Below are 21,187 nucleotides of genomic sequence, written 5' to 3'. Positions count from 1 at the left end.
CACATCGGCGTCGTCGAGCACCCCGTCCCGTTCGCGGACCGGCTCACGGCCCTCTTCACCGGGGTGGCCGGGGGCTCCAGCGGTCGCCGCCGGACTGCCCCGCACCTTCCTGGCCGAGCGCCTGTACCGCGTCGTAGGCCGGCGCCGTGCCCCGCGCCGGACGGCCGGCCCGGATGTCCCGCACGGCGTCGAGGGCCGCGCCCAGCGCGCGCCGGTAGAGGAACGAGCCGAGACTGATCCTGCGTACGCCGAGGTCGGCGAGGTGCGCGACGGACGGCCCGGACGGCGAGTAGAGGATGTTGAGCGGCACGTCGAGGCTCGCCACGAGGGCGGAGATCCGGGCGGGGTCGGTCAGGCCCGGGACGAACACGCAGTCGGCGCCCGCCTGTCGGTAGAGGTCGAGGCGGCGGAGCGTCTCCCGTGCGTCCTCGCCGTCGCCGAGCCAGTGGGTGTCGGTGCGGGCGTTGACGAAGAGGTCCGGTACGGCGGCCTTGACCGCCGCGATCTTCGCCGCGTGCGACTCGGCGGGACCGAGCCCGTCCTCGAGATTGACGCCGACGACGCCCGCGGCGGCCAGTTCGCGTGCCAGCCCCGCCACCTCGTAGGGGTCCTGTGCGAAGCCGTCCTCGGCGTCCACGGACAACAGGTACGGCCCGGCGGCGAGCCGCCGGGCCAGGCGCACCGTCAGGTCCCGGGTCGCGGCGGCACCGTCCGGCAGCCCGGCGGCGGCGGCCACACCGAGACTCGTCGTCCCGATCGCCTCGAAGCCCTCGGCGGCGAGGAGCGCCGCGGAGGCGTGGTCCCAGGCGTTGGGCAGAAGCAGCGGGGCGCCGGTGTGGTGGAGTGCGGCGAAGGGCGTCGGGCGGGAGGCGGGGCGCCGGATCCCCGCGGTGGGCTGATCGGCGTTCATGTTCCCCACGCTAGTGCCACGACCCTTCGGCGCCGGCCGAACCGTGTCCGCCGGAGCGCGGACGGACGGTCACCGGCGCGGACCGGCGGTCACCGGCGCGAACGGGCGATCACAGGGGCGCCACCGACCACGACGACGCCGTGCAGCGCCCGTCCGCGGAGCTGAAGCGGAAGCGCGCCGCCGGACCGGAGGCCCAGCTCACACTTACGTCGTACGCCCCTTCCACCGTCACGGACACCAACTCGTCGAGGGGCCGGGGATCCGGTTCGGCGGTGAGGCGGGCGAGGGCGACGAAGAGGGTCGCGTCGTCTCCTGCCGCACCGGCCCCCTCCACAAGGCCGTGCAGGGAGAGGAGTTCGGACCGCGGCGCGAAACCGTGCGGCCAGCCCGTCACACGTACCGGTGTCCCGGGAGCCGCTCCCGCGACCAGGTGCGCCCGCACCTCGACCGCGCCGTGCGCGACGACGAGGCTCGTGACCCGGACGCCGTCCCCGTTCCGGTGCCGGGACGCCGCCCAGCCGCTCCCGGCACCCAGCGGCTCGATGTGCGTACGGCTCGGGTCACCGCCGACGATCACACTGTTGTCGTGACAGGGATGGTCGCCGGTCGGGACACCGTCGTCGGCCGAGGCACCGGAGTGGCTCGGAGCACCGGAGTGGCTCGGGGCGCCCGCTTCCTCCGGCGCCGAGGGCCGCGTGAGCGTCGAATAGGCCAGCCGCGTGTAGTACGGGTCGTAGCGGACGTCCTCGCTGCCGTGGTTGTGCAGGCGGACCAGGCCGTCCGAAGCGGTCGTCTGGAGCAGCCAGTTGGGCGGGCCGACAGGAGTGACCGCGTCGGCGCGGTCCGTCGGGCCGGGCTCCTCGCGGGCCGTCCACACCTCGTCGTCGGACGGGAGGAGCAGGCCGATGAAGCCCTTGCTCGCCCAGTACGGGGACGCGGGGCCCGAATAGCCCTGCAGGACCGACTCGTCGGGGCCGTGCCAGCCGAGGGTGAGCAGCCCCCGTCCGTCGACCGCGCCCCGGTCGAGGAAGTGGCGCAGCGCACCGGACGCGAGGCGCCGGGTCTCGCCCGGCGCCAGCGGCGTACGGCCCGTCAGCGCGCCCAGCCACAGCGGCGCGGCGGTCGCGAAACGGTAGGTCAGGGAGCGGCCCTGGTGCACCGGGGCACCGTCGGCGCCGAACAGCCGTGCGTAGTCCTCGAGATGGCGCGCCAGCCGGCCGCCGTACAGGTCGAGCAGCCGCTCGTCGCCGGCCAGCCGGGCGTGCAGCACCGGATACAGGTGCATCGCCCAGCCGTTGTAGTAGTCGAAGGCCCGGCCGGGACCGTCGCTGTACCAGCCGTCGCCGAGGTACCACTGCTCGATGCGGTCCAGGCCGCGGTCGACCGCGGCGCGCGCGGCCTGCGGCTCGTGGCCGATCTCCGCCAGGAACCCGCCCACCGTCACCGGGAACAACTCCCAGTTGCAGGGCCAGGGTTCGGCGGTCAGCGCGTCGCCGAGCCACCCCGCCGCACGCTGCCGTACGGCGTCGTCCAGGCGGTCCCACAGCAGTGGCCGGGTCAGCCGCAGCGCCAGGGCGACGGACGCGGCCTCGACGAGCGGCTGGCTGCGGTCCCGAACCCGCGGCCAGACACCGGCCGTTCCCGCGGCGAGGCCGTCGGCGTAGCGTTCCAGGACCTTCTCGTCGCGGCGGAAGGCGGCCAGGAGCAGGGTGCGGGCGTAGCCCTCCAGACCGTCGGAGAGCCTGCCGGACCAGCTCGTGCGGTCCGCGGGCAGGTGGTAGAGCGCGCCGTCGGCGGTGGCGTAGGGGGCGACCGCCGCGAGCAGGGAGTCGGCGGCCGCCTCCCAGTGGGCTCGTGTGCAGCCGGTGTACGGGCTGAGGGCGCGGTCCTCGGGGAGTGCGAGGAACGACGGCGGTGAAAGGGGCGGCATCGGCGGACTTCCTTTCTGTGCCGTGGCATCCGTGTCATCGGATCTGTTCATCGGATCTGTTCGTCGGCGTCTGTTCATCGGCGTCTGTTCATCGGATCCGATGAACGGATCCGTGCCGTGGGAACGACGAAAAGGTAGAGGTGGGGTACGGGGAGGTCAACGGGGCCCGGCGGGCGTCGCCCCGCGGATCGGCTAGCGTCGTGACATGACCAGTGACGCCTCCCGCAGCGGCCGACCCCCCACCCTCGCCGGCGCGCTCGCGTCGGGAACGGTGGTCCTGGACGGCGGGATGTCCAACCAGCTCGAGTCCGCCGGACACGATCTGAGCGACGAGCTGTGGTCGGCGCGGCTTCTCGCCGAGCGGCCGGAGGCGATCACCGAGGCCCATCTCGCCTACTTCGAGGCGGGCGCTGACGTGGCGATCACCTCCAGCTACCAGGCCACCTTCGAGGGCTTCGCCAGGCGTGGCATCCCGCGCGAGCGGGCGGCCGGACTGCTGCGCCTCAGCGTCGGATCGGCGCGCGAGGCGGCCCGTCGGGCGCGCGCGAAGGGTGTCACACGGCCCCTGTGGGTGGCCGCGTCGGCCGGCCCGTACGGGGCGATGCTCGCGGACGGCTCGGAGTACCGGGGCCGGTACGGGCTGAGCGTGGCCGAACTGGAGCGCTTCCACCGGCCGCGCCTGGAGGTACTGGCCGCCGCCTCGCCCGACGTACTGGCCCTGGAGACCGTGCCGGACACCGACGAGGCCCGTGCGCTGCTGCGGGCGGTGCGCGGGCTGGGCGTACCGGCGTGGCTGTCGTACAGCGTCGCCGGTGACCGTACCCGGGCCGGGCAGCCCCTGGAGGATGCCTTCGGCGTGGCCGCCGAATCGGACGAGATCATCGCGGTCGGCGTGAACTGCTGCGCGCCCGAGGACGTGGACGGCGCGGTCGCGACGGCGGCGCGGGTGACCGGCAAGCCGGTCGTGGTCTATCCGAACAGCGGCGAGGTGTGGGACGCGGGGGCCCGTGCGTGGAGCGGGTGCTCGACGTTCACCGCCGAGCAGGTGGCCGGCTGGCGGCGGGGCGGGGCCCGGCTGGTCGGCGGGTGCTGCCGGGTCGGCCCTGCGGCGATCACGAGGATCAGGGAGTCGCTGGCCCCCGGAGGCTGACGGCCGTACGACGCGACGCGGGCGGGTGAGGGAGCCCCCGGGCCCGCCGGTCGCCCACGCCGGTCGCTCACGCCGGCCCCGCGCGGGCGACCCCGCGGACGGGCGACGGGACCTCGTCCGCGGACCCGGGGTGGCCGTCGTCAGGACCGAGGGGTTCCGCCGGAGCGACGCAGACGGCGTACGGCCGACAGCGGAGCGGCTGTCCGGGCGGGCGAAGCGGCGCGAGGGCGCGACGCGGGTGGGGACCCCGGACCGCCGAACGGACCCCGGGCGCTCGCCGGTTTTTTCGACTCCGCCGTCCAGAGGGCGAGTTCACGATCACGTGGCCCTTGGACGATGTGCGGTCCCGCCGTGCCGAACACCCGTACCGGATGGGTGGTGTCCCAGGGCTGCCAGCCGGGGTCGCCCTCGGCCGCGAACCGCACCCAGGCCGCGTGCATGGTGTCGGCGAGTTCCCGCGGGGCGCCCTCCCCGGCGAGCATCGCCGACTCCGGTGCCTCGGCGGTGTCGAAGACGAAGCCGAGCTCCAGGGCGTGGCAGGCGCCGAGGCGGGGCACGTTCGAGGGCCAGGCGAACTCGTAGGCGTACGAGCGGGAGTGCCCGCGGCGGGCGTCCGCGAGCCGGTGCAGCGGAACCCTCAGGAGGTGGTCGGTGACCATCTGGCCGACGAGGTCGCCGGTGCTCGCCGCCGGGTGGATCGCGCGGTAGCCGCGCGGCACCTCGTGGCCGCAACGACAGCGGGCCATGGCACCGGCGACGGCGACGGCACCGAGCCGGTCGACGCGTTCCAGCAGGCCGCCGGGGACCAGCCAGAGGCGGTACTCCTCACTGGTCCAGCCGAGAAGCAGGTCGACGCCGGGTGCGGCGCCCTCCAGGAGGGCCTCCAGCGGGTCGCGCGGGACCAGGTCGCCGTCGACGACGATGCCGAAGGAGGGCCCGCCGAGCACGGGGCTGCCGAGCCGGCTCGCCTCGGCCTGGGTGCGCAGCAGCCGACCGCGGTCGACGGCGGCGAACGCCTCGGCCGTCGCCGGGACCTTCAGCCGGGCGGCCATCCTGCGGACCATCCGGCGCACCTTGTCCCGGTCGGCCGCCTCCGGTGGCCCGCTCTGCAGGACCGCCCGGTGGAAGAGTCCCCGGGCATGGGGACCGGCGAGCAGCGCCCCGATACTGACGGCGCCCGCGGACTCCCCGAAGACGGTCACCCGGTCGGGGTCGCCGCCGAAGCCCGCGATCGACGCGCGCACCCACTCCAGGGCGGCCAGCTGGTCGCGCAGACCGGGGTTGGCCGGGCGGTCCGGGAAGAGGCCGTAACCCTCCACACCGAGGCGGTAGTTGAGGGAGACCAGGACGACCCCGTCCCGGGCGAAGGCGCGGCCGTCGTAGACGGGCACGGCCGACGAACCGCGGGTCAGCGCCCCACCGTGGATCCACACCAGTACGGGGAGCCGGGCACCGGGGCCCGGTTCCGGCGTCCACACGTTCAGGTTGAGGCAGTCGTCGCCGGGCACGACGGGGTCGGCCAGCAGCCGCGCGAACGCCTCCGAGTACGGCGGTTTGGGCGGCGTCGGCCCGAAGGCGCCCGCGTCGCGCACCCCGTCCCAGGGCTCGGGGGGCACCGGCGGCCAAAAGCGGCGCGGGCCGAACGGCGGGGCCGCGTAGGGGATGCCGCGGAAGACGGCGACCGCGCCCTCGTACCTGCCCCGCACCGCTCCGTAGGGGGTGGTGACCACCGGATCCGTCTGCCGTACCGCGTCCGTCGCCATCCGATCACCAGCTCCTCGCCGCTCGCGCACCTTCCCGGCCGGGCATCACATCGCTTCCGACGGTTCCCGCTGTGGCGAGGGGCCGGTGGCCCGGTGGCGCTCCTCGTCCTCCAGCCGTGCGGGGGCGTGGCACGACTGCCCGTCCGCGCTGTCGATGATGTCCTCGTACACCCGGACCTTGAAGGTGATGATGTCCATGCACTGCTCGAGCTGCTTCATCCGGGCGGCCACCTCACCCTGGTGCCGCCGCAGGAGCTCGATGCGTTCCGGCTCGTTGCCGGTGCCCTGCCTGGCGAGTTCGGTGTAGCGGCGGATCTCCGGCAGGGCCATACCGGAGGCTCGCAGGATGATGCACAGGTTCAGCCAGTCCACGTCCTGCTCGCTGTAGACGCGCCGGCCGCCGGGGTCCCGTGGCACGGGATTGACCAGGACACCCTCCTGTTCGTAGAACCGCAGCGCGTGCACGCTCAATCCCGTGCGTTCGGCGACCTGTCCGATGCTCAGGTTCCCCTTGCTCTCAGCCATGCCGCCGAGGATACGGGCTTGATCTCGAGTCGACTCGAGCTCCTAGAGTGCGGCGCACAGTGAACTGGCCAGCAAGGGAGCCCAGCCATGCGTTACCGCGTCCTCGGCGGCACCGGCATCGAGGTAAGTACGTACTGCCTCGGGACCATGATGTTCGGCGCGGTCGGCAACCCCGACCACGACGACTGCGTCCGCATCATCCACACGGCCCTCGATGAGGGGGTCAACTTCGTGGACACGGCGGACATGTACTCCGCGGGCGAGTCAGAGGAGATCGTCGGCAAGGCGTTGCGGGGCCGTCGCGAGGATGTCGTACTCGCCACCAAGGTCCACTTCCAGATGGGGGAAGGACGCAATCGGAGCGGAAACTCGCGGCGCTGGATCGTCCGGGCGGTGGAGGAAAGCCTGAAGAGACTGCGGACCGACTGGATCGACCTCTACCAGGTGCACCGCCCCGACCACACGACCGACATCGAGGAGACGCTCGGGGTCCTGGGCGACCTCGTGCGCGAGGGCAAGATCCGCGCTTTCGGGTGCTCGACCTTCCCGGCCGAGGAGATCGTGGCGGCCCATCATGTCGCTGAGCGGCGCGGGTTGCCGCGTTTCCGGACCGAGCAGCCGCCCTACTCGATCCTCGCCCGGGGCATCGAAGCCTCGGTGCTGCCCGTCTGCCGGCGCTACGGCATGGGTGTGCTGACCTGGAGTCCGCTCGCCTCCGGGTTCCTGACGGGCAGGTACCGGCAGGGCCGGCCCGTCGATCTTTCCACCGGCCGGGCCCAGCTCACCCCTGCCCGGTTCGACCCCGCCATCCCCGTGAACGCGGCCAAGCTCGCCGCGGTCGAGCAGCTCACCGAGGTCGCGGCCGGGATCGGCTGCACCCTGCCCGAGCTGGCGGTCGCCTTCCCGGTCACGCACCCCGCCGTCACTTCGGTGATCATCGGGCCGCGCACCCAGGAGCAACTGGAGCACCTCCTCAAGGGTGCCTCAGTGGTGCTCGACGACACCGCACTCGACCGGATCGACGAGATCGTGCCACCGGGGGTCGACCTGTACCACCCGGACGGTGCCTGGCGGCCGCCCGCGCTCGACGACACCGCGGGCCGTCGGCGCGCGTCGGCCGACCGCGCCGCCGCGTAGCCGGCTGAGGCCAAGGGGCCGGCCAGCCGCACCAGGCTCGGTTCGCGCCCCGGGCGGACGCTGCACGGCGACAGGAACTGCTTCGGTGCCGTCTTGGAGCACCGGCTCGCCGAGCCGAACGTCCGGCTGACGATCGCTGCCCCCCCTGGGATCGATCGTCTAGACGGAATCGGCCCGGCCGCGGGCGGCCCAGGTGATGCCGCCGAGCAGGTGGTGACGGAAGTCCGGGTCCTCGTAGGCCCGCTCGGTGTGGCCGAGCGCGGTGTAGAAGACCCGGCCCGCGCCCTGCTCGCGGCACCACACGAGCGGGTGGTCGTCGCCCATGCCGCCTCCCTCGTAGGAGGATTCGTCGGCGCGCACGAGCACGCGCGCCGAACCGTCCGGCCCGGGGCGGAAGTCGTACCACTCGTCGGTGAACTCCCAGACCGGCGGCAGGTGTCGGGTCGCCGGGTGCGCGCGGTCCACGACGAGGGCCCGGCCCGGCTGGAGGTCGGGATGCCGGTCGAAGCGCGCGCCGAGCAGTTCGCCGTAGTAGGGCCAGTCGTACTCGGTGCAGGCGGCCGCGTGGACACCGACGAACCCGCCGCCGCCCTCGACGTACGCCGCGAGCCGGGCCCGGCCCGCCGGTGTCAGCACGTCGCCGCTGGTGGAGAGGAAGACCACGGCGGTGTACGCGTCGAGCGGCCGCTCGAAGAGGGCCGGGTCCTCGGTGGCGACGACGTCGAACCCGTGGGCGTCGCCGAGGGAGCGTACGGCGGCCACGGCGGCCGGGATGGAGTCGTGCCGGTAGGCGGTGGTGCGGGTGTGGACGAGCACGCGGTGGGCCATGGTGGTGAGCCTATTCCGCCGCGGCCCGGCTCCCCGGCCGTCCGATTCCTTCAAGACCCGCCCCCCGTCGTCGGCCTACCGTGCCCTCATGACTCCACGATTCGATGTGATCGGCCTGGTCGCCTCCGACATGGCCGCCACGCTCGCCTTCTACCGCCGCCTCGGTCTCGTCTTCCCCGAGGGTGCCGAGGACCAGCCGCATGTCGAGGCCGCGCTGCCCGGTGGCCCGCGGCTGGCGATCGACACCGAGGAGACGATCCGGTCGTTCCACCCGGCATGGCGGCCGGGCGCCTCCGGGGGTGGCCGCACGTCGCTCGCCTTCCTCTGCGACAGCCCGGCGGAGGTCGACTCGGTGTACGAGGATCTGGTGGGCGCGGGCCACCACGGTGAGCTCAAGCCGTGGGACGCCGTGTGGGGCATGCGGTACGCGGTCGTGCACGACCCGGACGGCAACTCCGTGGACCTGTTCGCGCGGCTCCCGGAGAAATAGTCCCGCACCCGGCGGCGGCCCTCCGGTCGGGGGCTCTCAGGAGCGTGCGAGCAGTTCACCCAATGGTATGCCCGCCAACTCCTTGACTTCCCGGGCGAGATGGGGCTGGTCGGCGAAGCCGGACCGGGCGGCGACCTCCGCGAAGGGGACACCGTCCCAGGCGAGGGCGAGGGCTCGTTGCAGCCGCAGGACCCGGGCCAGCGTCCTGGGTCCGTAACCGAAGGCCGTCAGGGAGCGGCGGTGCAACTGGCGTGTGCTCAGGCCCAGTCGGTCGGCCGTGGCCGCCACCGGCCTTCCGGCGTCGAGGGCGGCCACGATCTCGCGCAGCAGCGGATCGGGGGGCGCGGCGCCCGCCGACCGTTCCAGCGCGACCTCTTCGAGCGCGGTGACGGGGTCGGCCGCCGCGTCGATCCGCTCGGTCAGGCGCCGTACCTCGGCGGCGGGCCACAGATCGGCCAGGTCCACCCGCAGGTCACGGAGTTCGTCCGCGGGGACGCCGAGGAGGGCGGGCGCCGTACCGGGGAAGAAGCGGACCCCCGCCCAGTCGGCCGGGGCGCCGCCGGGAACGTGGGCGCGGGTGTCGGGGCCGGCGACCAGCAGCCGGCCCTCGGTCCGGAGCAGGTCCATGCAGCCGTCCGGGAGCACGGGCCGTGCGGCCGCGGCGGGCGTGGACACGACGCGGCTCCACACGACCGCGCCGGGCAACCGGGACGCACGCTCCACGTACACGGACGCCAGGCTACGCCGCCCTGGTCCGGTGCTCCCGCGGGCTGATCCCGTACACCCGTTTGAAGGCGCTGGACAGGGCGAACGCGCTGCCGTAGCCGACCCGGCGGGCGATCGCCTCGAGGGTGTCGTCCGTCTCGCGCAGCCGGTCGGCGGCCAGGGCGAGACGCCAGCCGGTGAGGTACGTCATCGGGGGCTCGCCCACGAGTTCACCGAAGCGCCGGGCCAGCGCGGCCCGCGAGACCCCGGCCCTCGCGGCGAGCGCCGCCACCGTCCAGGGGTGCGCCGGGTCGTCCTGGAGGAGCCGTAGCACCCGTCCGACGACGGGGTCCGCGAGCGCCCGGTACCAGGCGGGGGCCGCCGCCTGCGGACGGGAGAACCAGGCGCGCAGCGCGGCGATCATGAGCAGGTCGAGCAGCCGGTCGAGGACGACCTCCTGGCCCGGTTCGTCGCGGGCCATCTCCTCGGCGAGGATGGGCGTGAGCGGGCAGTCCCACACGTCCTGGGTGAGGGACAGCAGCGGCGGCAGCGCGTCGAGCAGCCTGCCGCTGATCTCGCCCCGCATCATGTACGTCCCGATCAGCAGCACCGTCGAGCCGTCGGGGCGCTCGCCCCAGCTGCGCACACCGAGGTCCCAGTGGCCCTGGAGCGAGCGTCCGTCGGGGTAGGTGCACTCCCCGCCCGGCAGGATCACCGCCTGCGGCGGGGTCTCGGGGTCGTCGGCACAGGTGTACGGGTCCGGGCCGCGGGCGATGGCGAGGTCGCCGGCGCGCAGCAGGAGCCGCTCCCCCTCGCTCGGCGTGATCCACGCCCGGCCGCGGACCACGAGCATGATCGTCAGGGGTGCGCGGTCCTCGACGCGTACGCACCAGGGCGGGTCGAAGGCCGCTCTGATCATGAAGGCGCCGCGTGCCCGGGGGCCCTCCAACAGGCCGGCGAGTGCGTCCATGGCGTCAGCGTAGACGGCCCCGCCGCGCCGTCGTGGACGTCCGCTTATGGGAACGAGCCCTTCGGCGATGGGACCCCGGCGCGCGCGGCGCTTGACTGACGGCATGACGGATCACAGGGCACATGATCAGGACATCCGGGGCGCGCGGGGCATGACGGTGGTGGTGACGGGGGCCTCGGGGCGCACCGGCCGCCGGGTGGCGGGGGCCGCGCGGGCGGCCGGGCTCACGGTGCGGGCGGCCTCCCGCGCGCGGGGTTTCGACTGGACGGACGGGTCGACGTGGGCCGCGGTCCTGCGCGGAGCCGACGCCGCGTATCTCGCCCACCCGACCGACATCGGCTCGCCCGCCGCGGCCGGGGCGGTCGGCGCCCTGGCGCGGGAGGCGGTCGGGCTCGGTGTGCGGCGCCTGGTGCTTCTGTCGTCACGGGGCGAGGAGCAGGCCGGCCCGGCCGAGGAGGCTCTCAGGGCGTCGGGCGCGGACTGGACGGTGGTCCGGGCCGCCTGGTTCGCGCAGAACTTCAGCGAGGGCCCGCTGCTCGACGGGCTCCGGCACGGCGAGCTGGTGTTCCCGGCCGGCGAGGTGCGCGAGCCGTTCATCGACGTGCGGGACATCGCGGACGTCGTGGTGGCCGCGCTGACTGCGGGCGACCGGTACGTGGGCCGGGATCTCGAGGTCTCCGGGCCCCGGCTGCTGACCTTCCGCGAGGCGGTCGCGGAGATCGCCGGGGCGACCGGCGGTGACCTGGTCTATGTCCCGGTGACGGCGCGGGAGTACGGGGAGACTCTGGCCGGTTTCGGGGTGCCGCCGGAGGAGGCCGAGTTCCTCGTCGGGCTCTTCGGGAGCCTCCTGGACGGCCGCAACGCCCGTCTGTCGGACGGTGTGCGGCAGGTCCTGGGCCGTGAGCCGCGCGACTTCGCGGACTTCGCCCGGGAGGCCGCGGCGGCGGGAGTGTGGAAGGCCTGAGGGCACCGGGGGCCCGCGTCGTCGGCGGGAGCGGAGGGGGAGGCCGGTCGACCGGTGGCGAGCCGTTCGGTGGCGAGCCGTTCGGGGACGCTCTCGGCCGGGGACAAGACCGGCCGGGGACAAGACCGGCCGGGACGAGACCGGCCGGGGACAAGACCGGCCGGGACGAGACCGGCCGGGAGGTCACTCGGCCGGTGGGCCGCCCTCGCCGTCGTGGTTCCTGTGAGGGTGGTGCGTGCTCTTCACATGACCCCGGAGCCGGGACGTCAGGTCCTCCGGGGGCAGGAAGCGCGACCAGCGCTCGGGAAACTCGGAGGGCATGTCCGGGTCGTCGGGGTCGGGGTCGGCGGAGAAGGAGGCCGCCGCGCGGGCCACGTACTCCGCTGCCTGCTCGTGGCGCAGCCGTTCGTTGGCGGCACGGGCGGCGGCCGTGGCGGCGGCCGGCCAGACCCGGTCGATCGCCGCGTTGACCGCGGCGCCCACCAGCACCGCGAACGCGGACACGCCGATCCACAGGAGGACGGCGACGGGCGCGGCCAGTGAACCGTAGATCGTCGGGCCCTCGACCGTGCTGGTCAGATAGATCCGGAGCAGGAAGCTGCCGAGCACCCACATGGCGAGCGCGACCAGGGCGCCCGGCACGTCCTCGACCCAGGGCGAGCGCACCGGCACGGAGACGTGGTAGAGCGTGGTGAGGAAGACGACCGAGAGCACGATGACGACGGGCCAGTACAGCACCTGCACGAGCGTCGCCGACCACGGCACGATCTGCACCACCGCGTCCGGGCCCGCGACCATCAGCGGCAGGGCGATCGAGCCGATCAGCAGCGCCACGACGAACAGCAGGAACGACATCATCCTGGTCTTCACGATCCCGCGGGTGCCGTCGAGGCCGTACATCACGGTGATGGTGTCGACGAAGACGTTCACCGCGCGCGAGCCCGACCACAGGGCGAACAGGAAGCCGATGGAGATGACGTCGGGGCGGCCGCCCTTCATCACGTCGTGGAGGATCGGTTCGGCGATCTGGTGCACGCCCTTGTCGGTCAGGACCGTGCGGGACGCCTCCAGGATGTTGGACTCCAGGCTGGCGATCGAGTGCGCGCCGGTCCAGTCGTCCACGTAACCGAGCAGCCCGATCAGGCTGAGCAGCAGGGGCGGCACGGACAGCAGCGTGAAGAAGGCGGACTCGGCCGCCAGCCCCAGGATCCGGTACTCCATGCAGGAGTTGACGGTGTCCTTGAGCAGCAGCCAGGCGGTCCTGCGCTTCGACACGTTCCTGTACAGCGCGCGAGCGCGGTGGAAGCGGCCCGAGGGAGGCCGTTCAGGTGTTTCTTTTGCCTGGTGCACATCCTTACCGTATCCGTATGGCAGCCAGCACCCACACCGTGACCAACCAGGCTCCGCCCCTGGTCGGATATGACGTCTTTGCCGCCGACCGGGCCCTCGTGGAGGCGGTCGAACGACACCTGGATCCACAGCTTCTCGACGAGGCCCGGGACGAGCTGACGACGCTCGGCCGCACGACCGGCTCCGCGCAGGTGCAGGAGTGGGGGGTGCTCGCCAACGAGAACCCGCCGAAGCTGCGCACGCACGACCGCTACGGCAACCGGATCGACGAGGTCGAGTTCCATCCCTCCTGGCACCGGCTCCTCGGCAAGGGCGTCTCGGCCGGGCTGACGGCCGCCTGGTCGCGCCCCGGCGGACACCTGAGGCGGGCGGCCGGGTTCATCGTCTGGACGCAGGCCGAGGCGGGCCACGGCTGCCCGCTGTCGATGACCCACGCGGCGGTCCCCGCGCTGCGCACCGACCCCGCGCTCGCCGCCGAGTGGGAGCCGCGCCTCACCTCGACCGTCTACGACCAGGGGCTGCGGCCCGCCGCCCGGAAGGCCGGCGTGCTCTTCGGCATGGGCATGACCGAGAAGCAGGGCGGCAGCGACGTACGGGCCAACACCACGGAGGCACGGCCGCTGGCCGAGGACGGGACCTACGCGCTGACCGGCCACAAGTGGTTCTGCTCGGCGCCCATGTCGGACGGTTTCCTGGTGCTGGCGCAGGCCCCGGGCGGCCTGACGTGCTTCCTGGTGCCGCGGGTCCTGGAGGACGGGACCCGCAACGTGTTCCGCGTCCAGCGGCTCAAGGACAAGCTCGGCAACAGGTCGAACGCGTCCAGCGAGGTCGAGTTCGACGGGACCTGGGGGCGCCGGGTCGGCGACGAGGGCCGCGGGGTGCGCACCATCATCGAGATGGTGTCGGCGACCCGGCTCGACTGCGTGCTCGGCGCCGCCTCGCTCATGCGGCAGGCCGTCGCGCAGGCCGTGCACCACAGCGCCCACCGGGAGGCCTTCGGCGGGAAGCTGATCGACAAGCCGCTGATGCGCAACGTGCTGGCGGACCTGGCGCTGGAGTCGGAGGCGGCCACGACGCTGGCGATGCGTCTGGCGGCCGCGTACGACGACGGCGGCGAGGAGGAGCGGGCGTTCCTGCGGCTCGCGGTGCCGGCCGCCAAGTACTGGGTGACCAAGCGGTGCACGCCGGTGGCGGTGGAGGCGCTGGAGTGCCTGGGCGGCAACGGGTACGTCGAGGAGTCCGGCATGCCGAGGCTGCTGCGCGAGTCGCCGCTCAACTCCATCTGGGAGGGCGCCGGCAACGTACAGGCCCTCGACCTGCTGCGCGCGCTCCAGCGCGAGCCGCAGGCACTGAACGCGTTCCTGCGCGAGGTGGGCCTGGCCCGCGGCGCCGACCACCGGCTGGACGGCGCGATCAAGAACCTGCTGGCCGAACTCGCCGACCTGGACGGCATCGAGGCGCGTGCCCGCCGCCTGGTGGAGCGCATCGCCCTGGTGCTCCAGGGTTCGCTGCTCGTCCGGTACGCGCCCCCGGAAGTCGCCGACGCCTTCTGCGCCTCACGCCTGGGCGGCGACTGGGGCTCGGCCTTCGGGACCCTGCCGCACAGTCTGGATCTGGCCACGGTGGTGGAGCGGGCGCGTCCGGTGTCCTGAACCGGTGGCGCGGGGGTGGTGCTGCGCCGACACGGCACCACCCCCGCTCTCTGGCCCCGTCGCGAGGAGCACGAACGCCGCACGGGCGGCGTCGCTCAAGTTTCGGACCCCGTACGACTGTTCGCCAGGGTTGCAGAGGGTTGCAACTTTCCTGCGGAGTGTGTGCGGACTGTCTCCCTCCGTCGCCGCCGGGCGGCACCATGAGAACCGCAGTCAGTACGGGGTGGAGTTCCCTTGGCCGGAAAGGGCCGAGCGTCCGGTCGTCCGCCGCCGTGCGCCGTCCGCCAGGGGAGGAAGAGTGGCGCACCCGCCGATCGACGTGACACGGCTCGCCGGCCTGGACGCCGCGCAGGCGGCCCGGGTGCTGGGCGAGGTGCGCGAGGCCACGCTGGCCGGACATCCGGCCCGTATCGCGCCGCGCCCGGTGATCGGGGAGTCCTGGGAGCGCATGCTGCGCGGCGGCGTCGACCCCGACCACGACGTCCGGTCGGGGCTGCTCGCCCGCGACGAGGTGGAGCGGCGGCGGCAGACCTCGGAGCTGCGGCATGTGCTGCCGGTGCTGCGCGAGGGGCTGCTCTCGGTCGCGGACGCGGCCCATCACATCGTGGTGGTCGCGGACCGGACGGGCCGGATCCTGTGGCGCGAGGGCTGCGCGTCGGTACTGCGCAAGGCCGACGGGTTCGGTCTCGAGCCCGGCGCGGACTGGCGCGAGAGCGTCGTCGGCACCAACGGGGTGGGCACTCCGCTGATCGCCCGCCAACCCGTACAGGTGTTCTCCACCGAGCACTTCGTGCGCACCCATCACTCGTGGACCTGCGCCGGCGCCCCGGTCACGGATCCGCGCGACGGCAGTCTGCTCGGTGTGGTGGACGTGAGCGGACCGCTGGACACCCTGCACCCGGCCACCCTGGCGCTGGTCGGCTCGGTGGCCGGACTCGCCGAGGCGCGGCTGCGCGAGCTGCACCTGACCTCGCTGGAGCGGTTGCGCGCGGTGGCGGCGCCGGTGCTGGCCCGGGTCGGCGGACGCGCCATCGCCGTTGACCGGGACGGCTGGACCGCCGCCGTCACCGGGATGCCGTACACGAACCGGCTCGCGCTTCCCAAGGAGCCGAGCACCGGGCGGGGTTGGCTGCCGACGCTCGGGACGTGCTTCGTGGAGCCGCTGCCCGGTGGCTGGCTGGTGCGGGCCGCCGACGATCCGGCGCCCCGGCGGCCGGCGCGGATCGTGCTGGACCTGGCGCGTCCGCGCCACTGGTCGGTGACGGTCGCCTCGGACGCGGGGACCTGGTGCCAGGAACTGACGCCCCGGCACGCCGAACTGCTCTATCTGCTGGCGGCGCGCCCCGCCGGCCGCAGCGCCGCGGGTCTCGCCGACGACCTGTTCGGCGACTCCGGCCGCACGGTGACGGTACGGGCGGAGATGTCGCGCGTACGGCGATACCTCGGGGCCTTCCTGGAACACCGGCCGTATCGTTTCTGCGACGACATCGAGGTGGAGTTGGCCCTCCCCGACGATCCCCGGGACCTGCTCGCCCACTCGACGGCGCCGGCGGTACGCAGGGCGCGCGCCGCGGGACCCCCTTGTACCGCACCGGGGGCCGCCGTGTCCCCGGTGAACCACAAGGAGCGTATTTCGGGACCGTCTTCCGGGGTCCTCGACCAGGTACGCCGCTCCCTGCCGTAGCATCCCCTCACAGGCCACCCCACCCGTCTCTCCGTCAACGTACTGATCATGAGAGGCAGTTGGCCTTCCTCGGGAGGACGCATGAAGCAGCGCGGCAGGCACCGCCGACAACGGAGGGGACAGGCGCTGCGCGCCACCCTGGCCGGAACCGCCCTGGCGCTCACCGCGGCCGCCACGCTGATCAGCACCTCCCAGGCCACCGGCGGCAACAGCCCCGGATCACTGACCCCGCTCAGCTCCGCGGCGGCGTCCGGCGGCTTCCGGCTGCACGAGAACCTGCTCCCCGCGGACACCCTCGCCGCGCTCACCAGGAGCATGGGCGGCAACGTCGGAGTCTCGGGCGTCCTGGCGGACACCGACCACGTGATGCGTGACCGGGCGCAGTGCTCCGGCGCCGAGCGGGCCGCGCTGCCCCTCGAACCCGCTGCCACGCGGGCGTACTGCTGGGCCGCGGACGACGCCGGCACCCGGCAGTGGCGGCCCGCGTCCGTCACCACCTCCGGCGACGCCGACGACGACGGCCAGTGGGGCGGGCAGCGCGTCATCATGGCGGGCTGGACGCACGACGACCGGGCGGCGGGCACGACGGCCGAGGACCGGGGTCTGGCCCGCATCGCCCTCATCGACGCGAGTGACCCACGGGCTCTCGCCTACCGCTGGGTGCTGCTCGTCGCGCCGCGCGACGGGGGCCGGGACTTCGGCGCGGTCCGCTCCCGGATGGGCGGCATGGTCTGGTACCAGGGCAAACTGATCGTCACCGGGCGAGGCGGCGCGGGCCGTGACGACGCGCTGCTCGTCTTCGACCTGCACCACATCCTCAAGGCCGGTGTGAACAGCGGAGCGGTCGGCAGGGTGCGGGGCGGCTACTCCGCGCACGGCTACCAGTACGTCCTGCCGGCCGTCGGCTCGTACAGCCCGGCGGGCGGCACCTGCGGCTCCGCCGGCGGGACGGTCCCCTGCTTCGGTTCGCTCTCGCTGGACCGCACGTCGACGCCGGACAGCCTGGTCGCCACGGAGGCGACCGGGGCGGGCGGCGGCGAGCGCACCCGGATCTGGCGCTACCCCTACAGCGCCGCCGCGGGCCGCGAGGGCCTGCTCCGCAGCGACTCCCTCGGCCGGGTCGACGCCGACGAGGCCTACACGACCAAGGCCGCCGGTCTGTCCGGCGTCCTGTCGCACACACCCGCCGGGGCTCGCAGGGCCGACTGGTACGTCGGGCACACCCCCGACAGCGGCGGCCGGCACGGCACCCTGTGGCGGCAGAGCGCGAGCGGCACCGAGGCGGTGCGGTGCAGCGGCGACCAGTCGTACGCCTGCTGGGGGCAGCACACCGCGTCCCTGTCGTACTGGCAGGAGACCGGCGAGCTGTGGACCCTGAGCGGCGCGGGCACGGACACGACGCCGGAGCGGACGCTCTACGCGGTGCCGCTGTCTTCGGTGGACGACTCACTGGGCTAGCGCGCCACCCGGGGGCCGGAGGGTCCCGGCCATCGCCCCGAGGGCCGGGACCCTCCGGCCCGGATGTCCGCGGCGACCGCCAGGGGCCGCGGGGTCCGCCTTGGAGGGGGCCGAGCCGCCGTGGTTCCCTGACCTCATGAGCAACGTCACTGTGACCACCTGGTCCCTGGAGCAGACGGCCCCGGCCGACCTGCTCCCCGCGGTCGCGCCCGACGGGGACGTCCGGATCGTGCGCGCCGAAGTCTCCTCGCCCGAGTTCAGCCGCTTCCTGTACGCCTCGGTCGGCGCCGACATCCTCTGGACCGACCGGCTGGACTGGACGTACGCGCAGTGGGAGCGGTTCCTGGACCGGCCGGGCGTGGAGACCTGGGTCGCCTACGACCGGGGGACGCCCGCGGGCTATGTCGAGCTGGAACCGCAGGACGACGGCGTCGTGGAGATCGTCTACTTCGGCCTGATCCCCGCCTTCCGCGGCCGGCGCATCGGCGGCCACCTCCTCTCGTACGGGGTCGCACGGGCCTGGGACCTGGCGGATCGCGTGCCGGGGCGCGCCGAGACCAAGCGGGTCTGGCTGCACACCTGCAGCCTGGACGGCGAGCACGCCATGGACAACTATCTGCGGCGCGGGTTCAAGCTCTTCGACACCGAGGTCGAGGAGAAGCCGGACGTGGCCACCCCCGGCCCCTGGTCCGGAGCGCGGACGGTCTGACCTGCCACGCGGCGCCCGGGAGGGGCCGACCGGGTGACCGATACCGCCCTTGTCCCACCACTCGGGACAAGGGTGTCCACATGATGGATGATGGTGGACTCCCCCGAGATGCCCGTGACACGCTTCCGTCATGTCTGGAACTGGAATTGCCTTGGTGAGTCGGCGGCACGTCGACCTCGGCCGCATGTCCAGCGCCATCTGTCCGGTGAGCTGACAGCCCCGACCGAGCCGGCATCCCCCTTTCGCCTCTCTCCACGCAATGACGCGCGCGTACTTCCGTACGCGCCCATATGCGCGCTCGAGAGCGCCCTCCTTCCTGTCCCGCAGTCCCGAAGGACGTATCAACCATGGCCGCCACCCCGCAGAATCCCGACGCCGCGCCCCGCCGCAAGGTGAGCCGTCACCGCGGTGAGGGGCAGTGGGCCGTGGGGCACTACACCCCGCTCAACGGAAACGAGCAGTTCAAGAAGGACGACGACGGTCTCAATGTGCGGACGCGCATTGAGACGATCTACTCCAAACGGGGCTTCGACTCGATCGACCCCAACGACCTCCGCGGACGGATGCGCTGGTGGGGGCTTTACACCCAGCGCAAGCCCGGGATCGACGGCGGCAAGACCGCGATCCTGGAGCCGGAGGAGCTGGACGACAAGTACTTCATGCTGCGCGTCCGTATCGACGGCGGCCGGCTCACCACCGAACAGCTGCGCGTCATCGGCGAGATCTCGCAGGAGTTCGCGCGCGGCACCGCCGACCTCACCGACCGGCAGAACGTGCAGTACCACTGGATCCGCATCGAGGACGTCCCGGAGATCTGGAACCGTCTGGAGGCCGTGGGCCTGTCCACGACGGAGGCGTGCGGTGACACCCCGCGCGTCATCCTCGGCTCGCCCGTCGCCGGGATCGCCGAGGACGAGATCATCGACGGCACCCCCGCGATCGACGAGATCCACCGCCGGATCATCGGCAACAAGGACTTCTCGAACCTGCCCCGCAAGTTCAAGTCCGCTGTCTCCGGCTCGCCGCTGCTGGACGTGGCCCACGAGATCAACGACATCGCGTTCGTCGGCGTGAACCACCCCGACCACGGCCCCGGCTTCGACCTCTGGGTCGGCGGCGGCCTCTCCACCAACCCGAAGATCGGACAGCGCCTCGGCGCGTGGGTCCCGCTGGACGAGGTCCCGGACGTCCACGAGGGCGTCATCTCGATCTTCCGCGACTACGGCTACCGCCGCCTGCGCACCCGCGCCCGCCTGAAGTTCCTTCTCGCCGACTGGGGCGTGGAGAAGTTCCGCCAGGTCCTGGAGGACGAGTACCTGGAGCGCAAGCTGGTCGACGGCCCCGCGCCCGAGCAGCCCGTCGCCCGCTGGCGCGACCACGTCGGAGTGCACCGGCAGAAGGACGGCAACTTCTACGTCGGCTTCGCCCCGCGCGTCGGCCGGGTGGACGGCACCACCCTCACCAAGATCGCCGAGCTGGCGGGGGCCCACGGCTCCGGCCGGCTGCGCACCACCGTCGAGCAGAAGATGATCGTGCTCGACGTCGAGGAGAGCCGGGTCGACTCGCTGGTGGAGGGTCTCGAAGCCCTCGGCCTGACCGCCCGGCCGTCGCCCTTCCGGCGCGGCACGATGGCCTGCACCGGTATCGAGTACTGCAAGCTTGCGATCGTCGAGACCAAGGCACGCGGTGCCTCCCTCATCGACGAGCTCGAACGGCGTCTGCCCGAGTTCGAAGAGCCGATCACCATCAACGTCAACGGCTGCCCGAACGCCTGCGCCCGTATCCAGGTCGCGGACATCGGTCTCAAGGGCCAGCTGGTCCTCGACGACCGGGGCGAACAGGTCGAGGGCTTCCAGGTGCACCTGGGCGGCGCGCTCGGCCTGGAGGCCGGCTTCGGCCGCAAGGTCCGCGGCCTCAAGGTCACCTCTGACGAGCTGCCCGACTACGTCGAGCGGGTCCTCAAGCGCTTCCAGGCGGGGCGCGCGGACGGCGAACGCTTCGCCGCCTGGGCCTCCCGGGCCTCCGAGGAGGACCTGACATGAGCGAGCGCGCCGCACCGTTCTACTGCCCGTACTGCGGGGACGAGGACCTGCGCCCCAGCGAACAGGGCCACGGCGCGTGGGAATGCGCGGCGTGCAACCGAGCCTTCCAGCTGAAGTTCCTCGGGCTGCTGGCCCAGGGCGTGAACCGCGCCTCGCACCAGGGGATCGTCCGGCGCGACGAAGGCGGAGGGGACGAGATATGACAACCGTTCAGGAAGAACGCGACACCCGGGACTTGAGGAGCATCGCCGAACAGGCCGGACGCGACCTCGAGGACGCGTCCGCCCTGGAGATCCTCCGGTGGGCCCTGGACACCTTCGGCGGGAAGTTCTGCGTGACCTCCTCGATGGAGGACGCGGTCGTCGCCCATCTCGCCTCCCGTGCCCGCCCCGCCCGCGGTCCGGTCGACGTCGTCTTCCTCGACACCGGCTACCACTTCCCCGAGACCATCGGCACCCGGGACGCGGTCGAGGCGGTGATGGACGTCAACGTCATCACCCTCACCCCCCGGCGGACGGTCGCCGAACAGGACGCCGAACACGGGCCCGCGCTGCACGACCGCGACCCGGACCTGTGCTGCGCCCTGCGCAAGGTCAAACCCCTCGAAGAGGGCCTGACGTCGTACGACGCCTGGGCGACGGGGCTGCGCCGGGACGAGTCACCGACCCGGGCGAACACCCCGGTCGTGGGCTGGGACGAGAAGCGGCGGAAGGTCAAGATCTCACCGATCGCCCGCTGGACGCAGGACGACGTGGACGCCTACGTCGCCGAGCACGGCGTGCTCACCAACCCGCTGCTGACGGACGGTTACGCCTCCGTGGGCTGCGCACCCTGCACCCGTCGTGTTCTGGAGGGCGAGGACGCGCGCGCCGGTCGCTGGGCGGGACGCTCCAAGACCGAGTGCGGGCTGCACGGCTGAC

Annotated in this window: 20 protein-coding genes; 12 read left to right on the top strand and 8 right to left on the bottom strand. The window is 73.2% G+C overall.

Annotated elements, in window-relative coordinates; translation table 11 throughout:
• Positions 1–55: 55 nt before the first annotated feature.
• Together ACFVTC_RS32350 and ACFVTC_RS32345 are read right to left on the bottom strand one after the other, a co-directional pair.
• Positions 56–910 carry an isocitrate lyase/phosphoenolpyruvate mutase family protein gene (locus ACFVTC_RS32350; protein WP_390132022.1) on the bottom strand — a complete coding sequence of 285 codons (855 nt, stop codon included), beginning with the start codon at positions 908–910 and terminating at the stop codon, positions 56–58.
• 109 nt (positions 911–1,019) lie between these two features.
• Entirely contained in the window at positions 1,020–2,840 is a 1,821-nt protein-coding gene (locus ACFVTC_RS32345; protein ID WP_390132021.1) for a DUF2264 domain-containing protein, read from the bottom strand.
• Positions 2,841–3,045: 205 nt separating this feature from the next.
• Between ACFVTC_RS32345 and mmuM the strand changes: the two genes are divergently transcribed.
• Positions 3,046–3,990 (top strand): homocysteine S-methyltransferase, encoded by a 945-nt coding sequence (gene mmuM / locus ACFVTC_RS32340; RefSeq protein WP_390132020.1) that lies wholly within the window; start codon positions 3,046–3,048, stop codon positions 3,988–3,990.
• 140 nt (positions 3,991–4,130) lie between these two features.
• Here the strand turns inward: mmuM and ACFVTC_RS32335 are convergent, their stop codons facing one another.
• On the bottom strand, positions 4,131–5,753 hold the full coding sequence (locus tag ACFVTC_RS32335) for a carboxylesterase/lipase family protein (protein WP_390132019.1): 1,623 nt from the start codon (positions 5,751–5,753) through the stop codon (positions 4,131–4,133).
• A 45-nt stretch (positions 5,754–5,798) separates the two neighbouring features.
• Positions 5,799–6,278 (bottom strand): MerR family transcriptional regulator, encoded by a 480-nt coding sequence (locus ACFVTC_RS32330; protein ID WP_390132017.1) that lies wholly within the window; start codon positions 6,276–6,278, stop codon positions 5,799–5,801.
• An 87-nt stretch (positions 6,279–6,365) separates the two neighbouring features.
• Between ACFVTC_RS32330 and ACFVTC_RS32325 the strand changes: the two genes are divergently transcribed.
• Positions 6,366–7,415: an aldo/keto reductase gene (locus tag ACFVTC_RS32325; RefSeq protein ID WP_390132015.1), complete on the top strand. Its 1,050-nt coding sequence runs from the start codon at positions 6,366–6,368 to the stop codon at positions 7,413–7,415.
• Positions 7,416–7,574: 159 nt separating this feature from the next.
• Here ACFVTC_RS32325 and ACFVTC_RS32320 read toward each other — a convergent pair whose 3' ends face one another.
• Positions 7,575–8,243, bottom strand: a complete 669-nt coding sequence (locus ACFVTC_RS32320; protein WP_390132014.1) for a ThuA domain-containing protein — start codon at positions 8,241–8,243, stop codon at positions 7,575–7,577.
• A gap of 88 nt (positions 8,244–8,331) precedes the next feature.
• Between ACFVTC_RS32320 and ACFVTC_RS32315 the strand changes: the two genes are divergently transcribed.
• Positions 8,332–8,733, top strand: coding sequence for a VOC family protein (locus ACFVTC_RS32315; RefSeq protein ID WP_390132013.1), 402 nt, complete (start codon positions 8,332–8,334; stop codon positions 8,731–8,733).
• A 36-nt stretch (positions 8,734–8,769) separates the two neighbouring features.
• On the opposite strand, the gene ACFVTC_RS32310 is transcribed toward ACFVTC_RS32315, so the two are convergent.
• Together ACFVTC_RS32310 and ACFVTC_RS32305 are read right to left on the bottom strand one after the other, a co-directional pair.
• On the bottom strand, positions 8,770–9,462 hold the full coding sequence (locus ACFVTC_RS32310; protein ID WP_390132012.1) for a helix-turn-helix domain-containing protein: 693 nt from the start codon (positions 9,460–9,462) through the stop codon (positions 8,770–8,772).
• A 10-nt stretch (positions 9,463–9,472) separates the two neighbouring features.
• Entirely contained in the window at positions 9,473–10,408 is a 936-nt protein-coding gene (locus ACFVTC_RS32305) for a cupin domain-containing protein (RefSeq protein ID WP_390132011.1), read from the bottom strand.
• A gap of 103 nt (positions 10,409–10,511) precedes the next feature.
• On the opposite strand from ACFVTC_RS32305, the gene ACFVTC_RS32300 reads away from it, so the two are divergent.
• A complete protein-coding gene (locus ACFVTC_RS32300) occupies positions 10,512–11,372 on the top strand; it encodes an NmrA family transcriptional regulator (RefSeq protein ID WP_390132010.1) in 861 nt (286 codons plus the stop codon).
• Positions 11,373–11,555: 183 nt separating this feature from the next.
• On the opposite strand, the gene ACFVTC_RS32295 is transcribed toward ACFVTC_RS32300, so the two are convergent.
• Positions 11,556–12,722, bottom strand: coding sequence for a YihY/virulence factor BrkB family protein (locus ACFVTC_RS32295; RefSeq protein WP_390132009.1), 1,167 nt, complete (start codon positions 12,720–12,722; stop codon positions 11,556–11,558).
• A gap of 17 nt (positions 12,723–12,739) precedes the next feature.
• Between ACFVTC_RS32295 and ACFVTC_RS32290 the strand changes: the two genes are divergently transcribed.
• From ACFVTC_RS32290 to ACFVTC_RS32255, 8 genes are all read left to right on the top strand, one after another.
• Entirely contained in the window at positions 12,740–14,374 is a 1,635-nt protein-coding gene (locus ACFVTC_RS32290; RefSeq protein ID WP_390132008.1) for an acyl-CoA dehydrogenase family protein, read from the top strand.
• A 298-nt stretch (positions 14,375–14,672) separates the two neighbouring features.
• Positions 14,673–16,058, top strand: coding sequence for a GAF domain-containing protein (locus tag ACFVTC_RS32285; RefSeq protein ID WP_390132007.1), 1,386 nt, complete (start codon positions 14,673–14,675; stop codon positions 16,056–16,058).
• 81 nt (positions 16,059–16,139) lie between these two features.
• Positions 16,140–17,516, top strand: a complete 1,377-nt coding sequence (locus ACFVTC_RS32280) for a hypothetical protein (protein WP_390132006.1) — start codon at positions 16,140–16,142, stop codon at positions 17,514–17,516.
• A 136-nt stretch (positions 17,517–17,652) separates the two neighbouring features.
• Complete coding sequence (locus ACFVTC_RS32275) at positions 17,653–18,225, top strand: GNAT family N-acetyltransferase (RefSeq protein WP_390132005.1); 573 nt, start codon at positions 17,653–17,655, stop codon at positions 18,223–18,225.
• A 130-nt stretch (positions 18,226–18,355) separates the two neighbouring features.
• Entirely contained in the window at positions 18,356–18,439 is an 84-nt protein-coding gene (locus tag ACFVTC_RS32270) for a putative leader peptide (protein WP_309474722.1), read from the top strand.
• A gap of 133 nt (positions 18,440–18,572) precedes the next feature.
• Positions 18,573–20,267 (top strand): nitrite/sulfite reductase, encoded by a 1,695-nt coding sequence (locus ACFVTC_RS32265; RefSeq protein ID WP_390132004.1) that lies wholly within the window; start codon positions 18,573–18,575, stop codon positions 20,265–20,267.
• Positions 20,264–20,470, top strand: coding sequence for a hypothetical protein (locus ACFVTC_RS32260; protein WP_390132003.1), 207 nt, complete (start codon positions 20,264–20,266; stop codon positions 20,468–20,470). The genes ACFVTC_RS32265 and ACFVTC_RS32260 overlap by 4 nt, the downstream gene beginning before the upstream one ends.
• Positions 20,467–21,186 carry a phosphoadenylyl-sulfate reductase gene (locus ACFVTC_RS32255; protein ID WP_390132002.1) on the top strand — a complete coding sequence of 240 codons (720 nt, stop codon included), beginning with the start codon at positions 20,467–20,469 and terminating at the stop codon, positions 21,184–21,186. The genes ACFVTC_RS32260 and ACFVTC_RS32255 overlap by 4 nt, the downstream gene beginning before the upstream one ends.
• The last annotated feature ends 1 nt before the right edge of the window (position 21,187 follow it).

The sequence above is a fragment of the Streptomyces sp. NPDC057950 genome (assembly GCF_042887295.1).
Classification (GTDB): Bacteria; Actinomycetota; Actinomycetes; order Streptomycetales; family Streptomycetaceae; genus Streptomyces; species Streptomyces kaempferi.
Note: the sequence above shows the minus strand (reverse complement) of the source record. Positions and strands in the feature narration are given on the sequence as shown.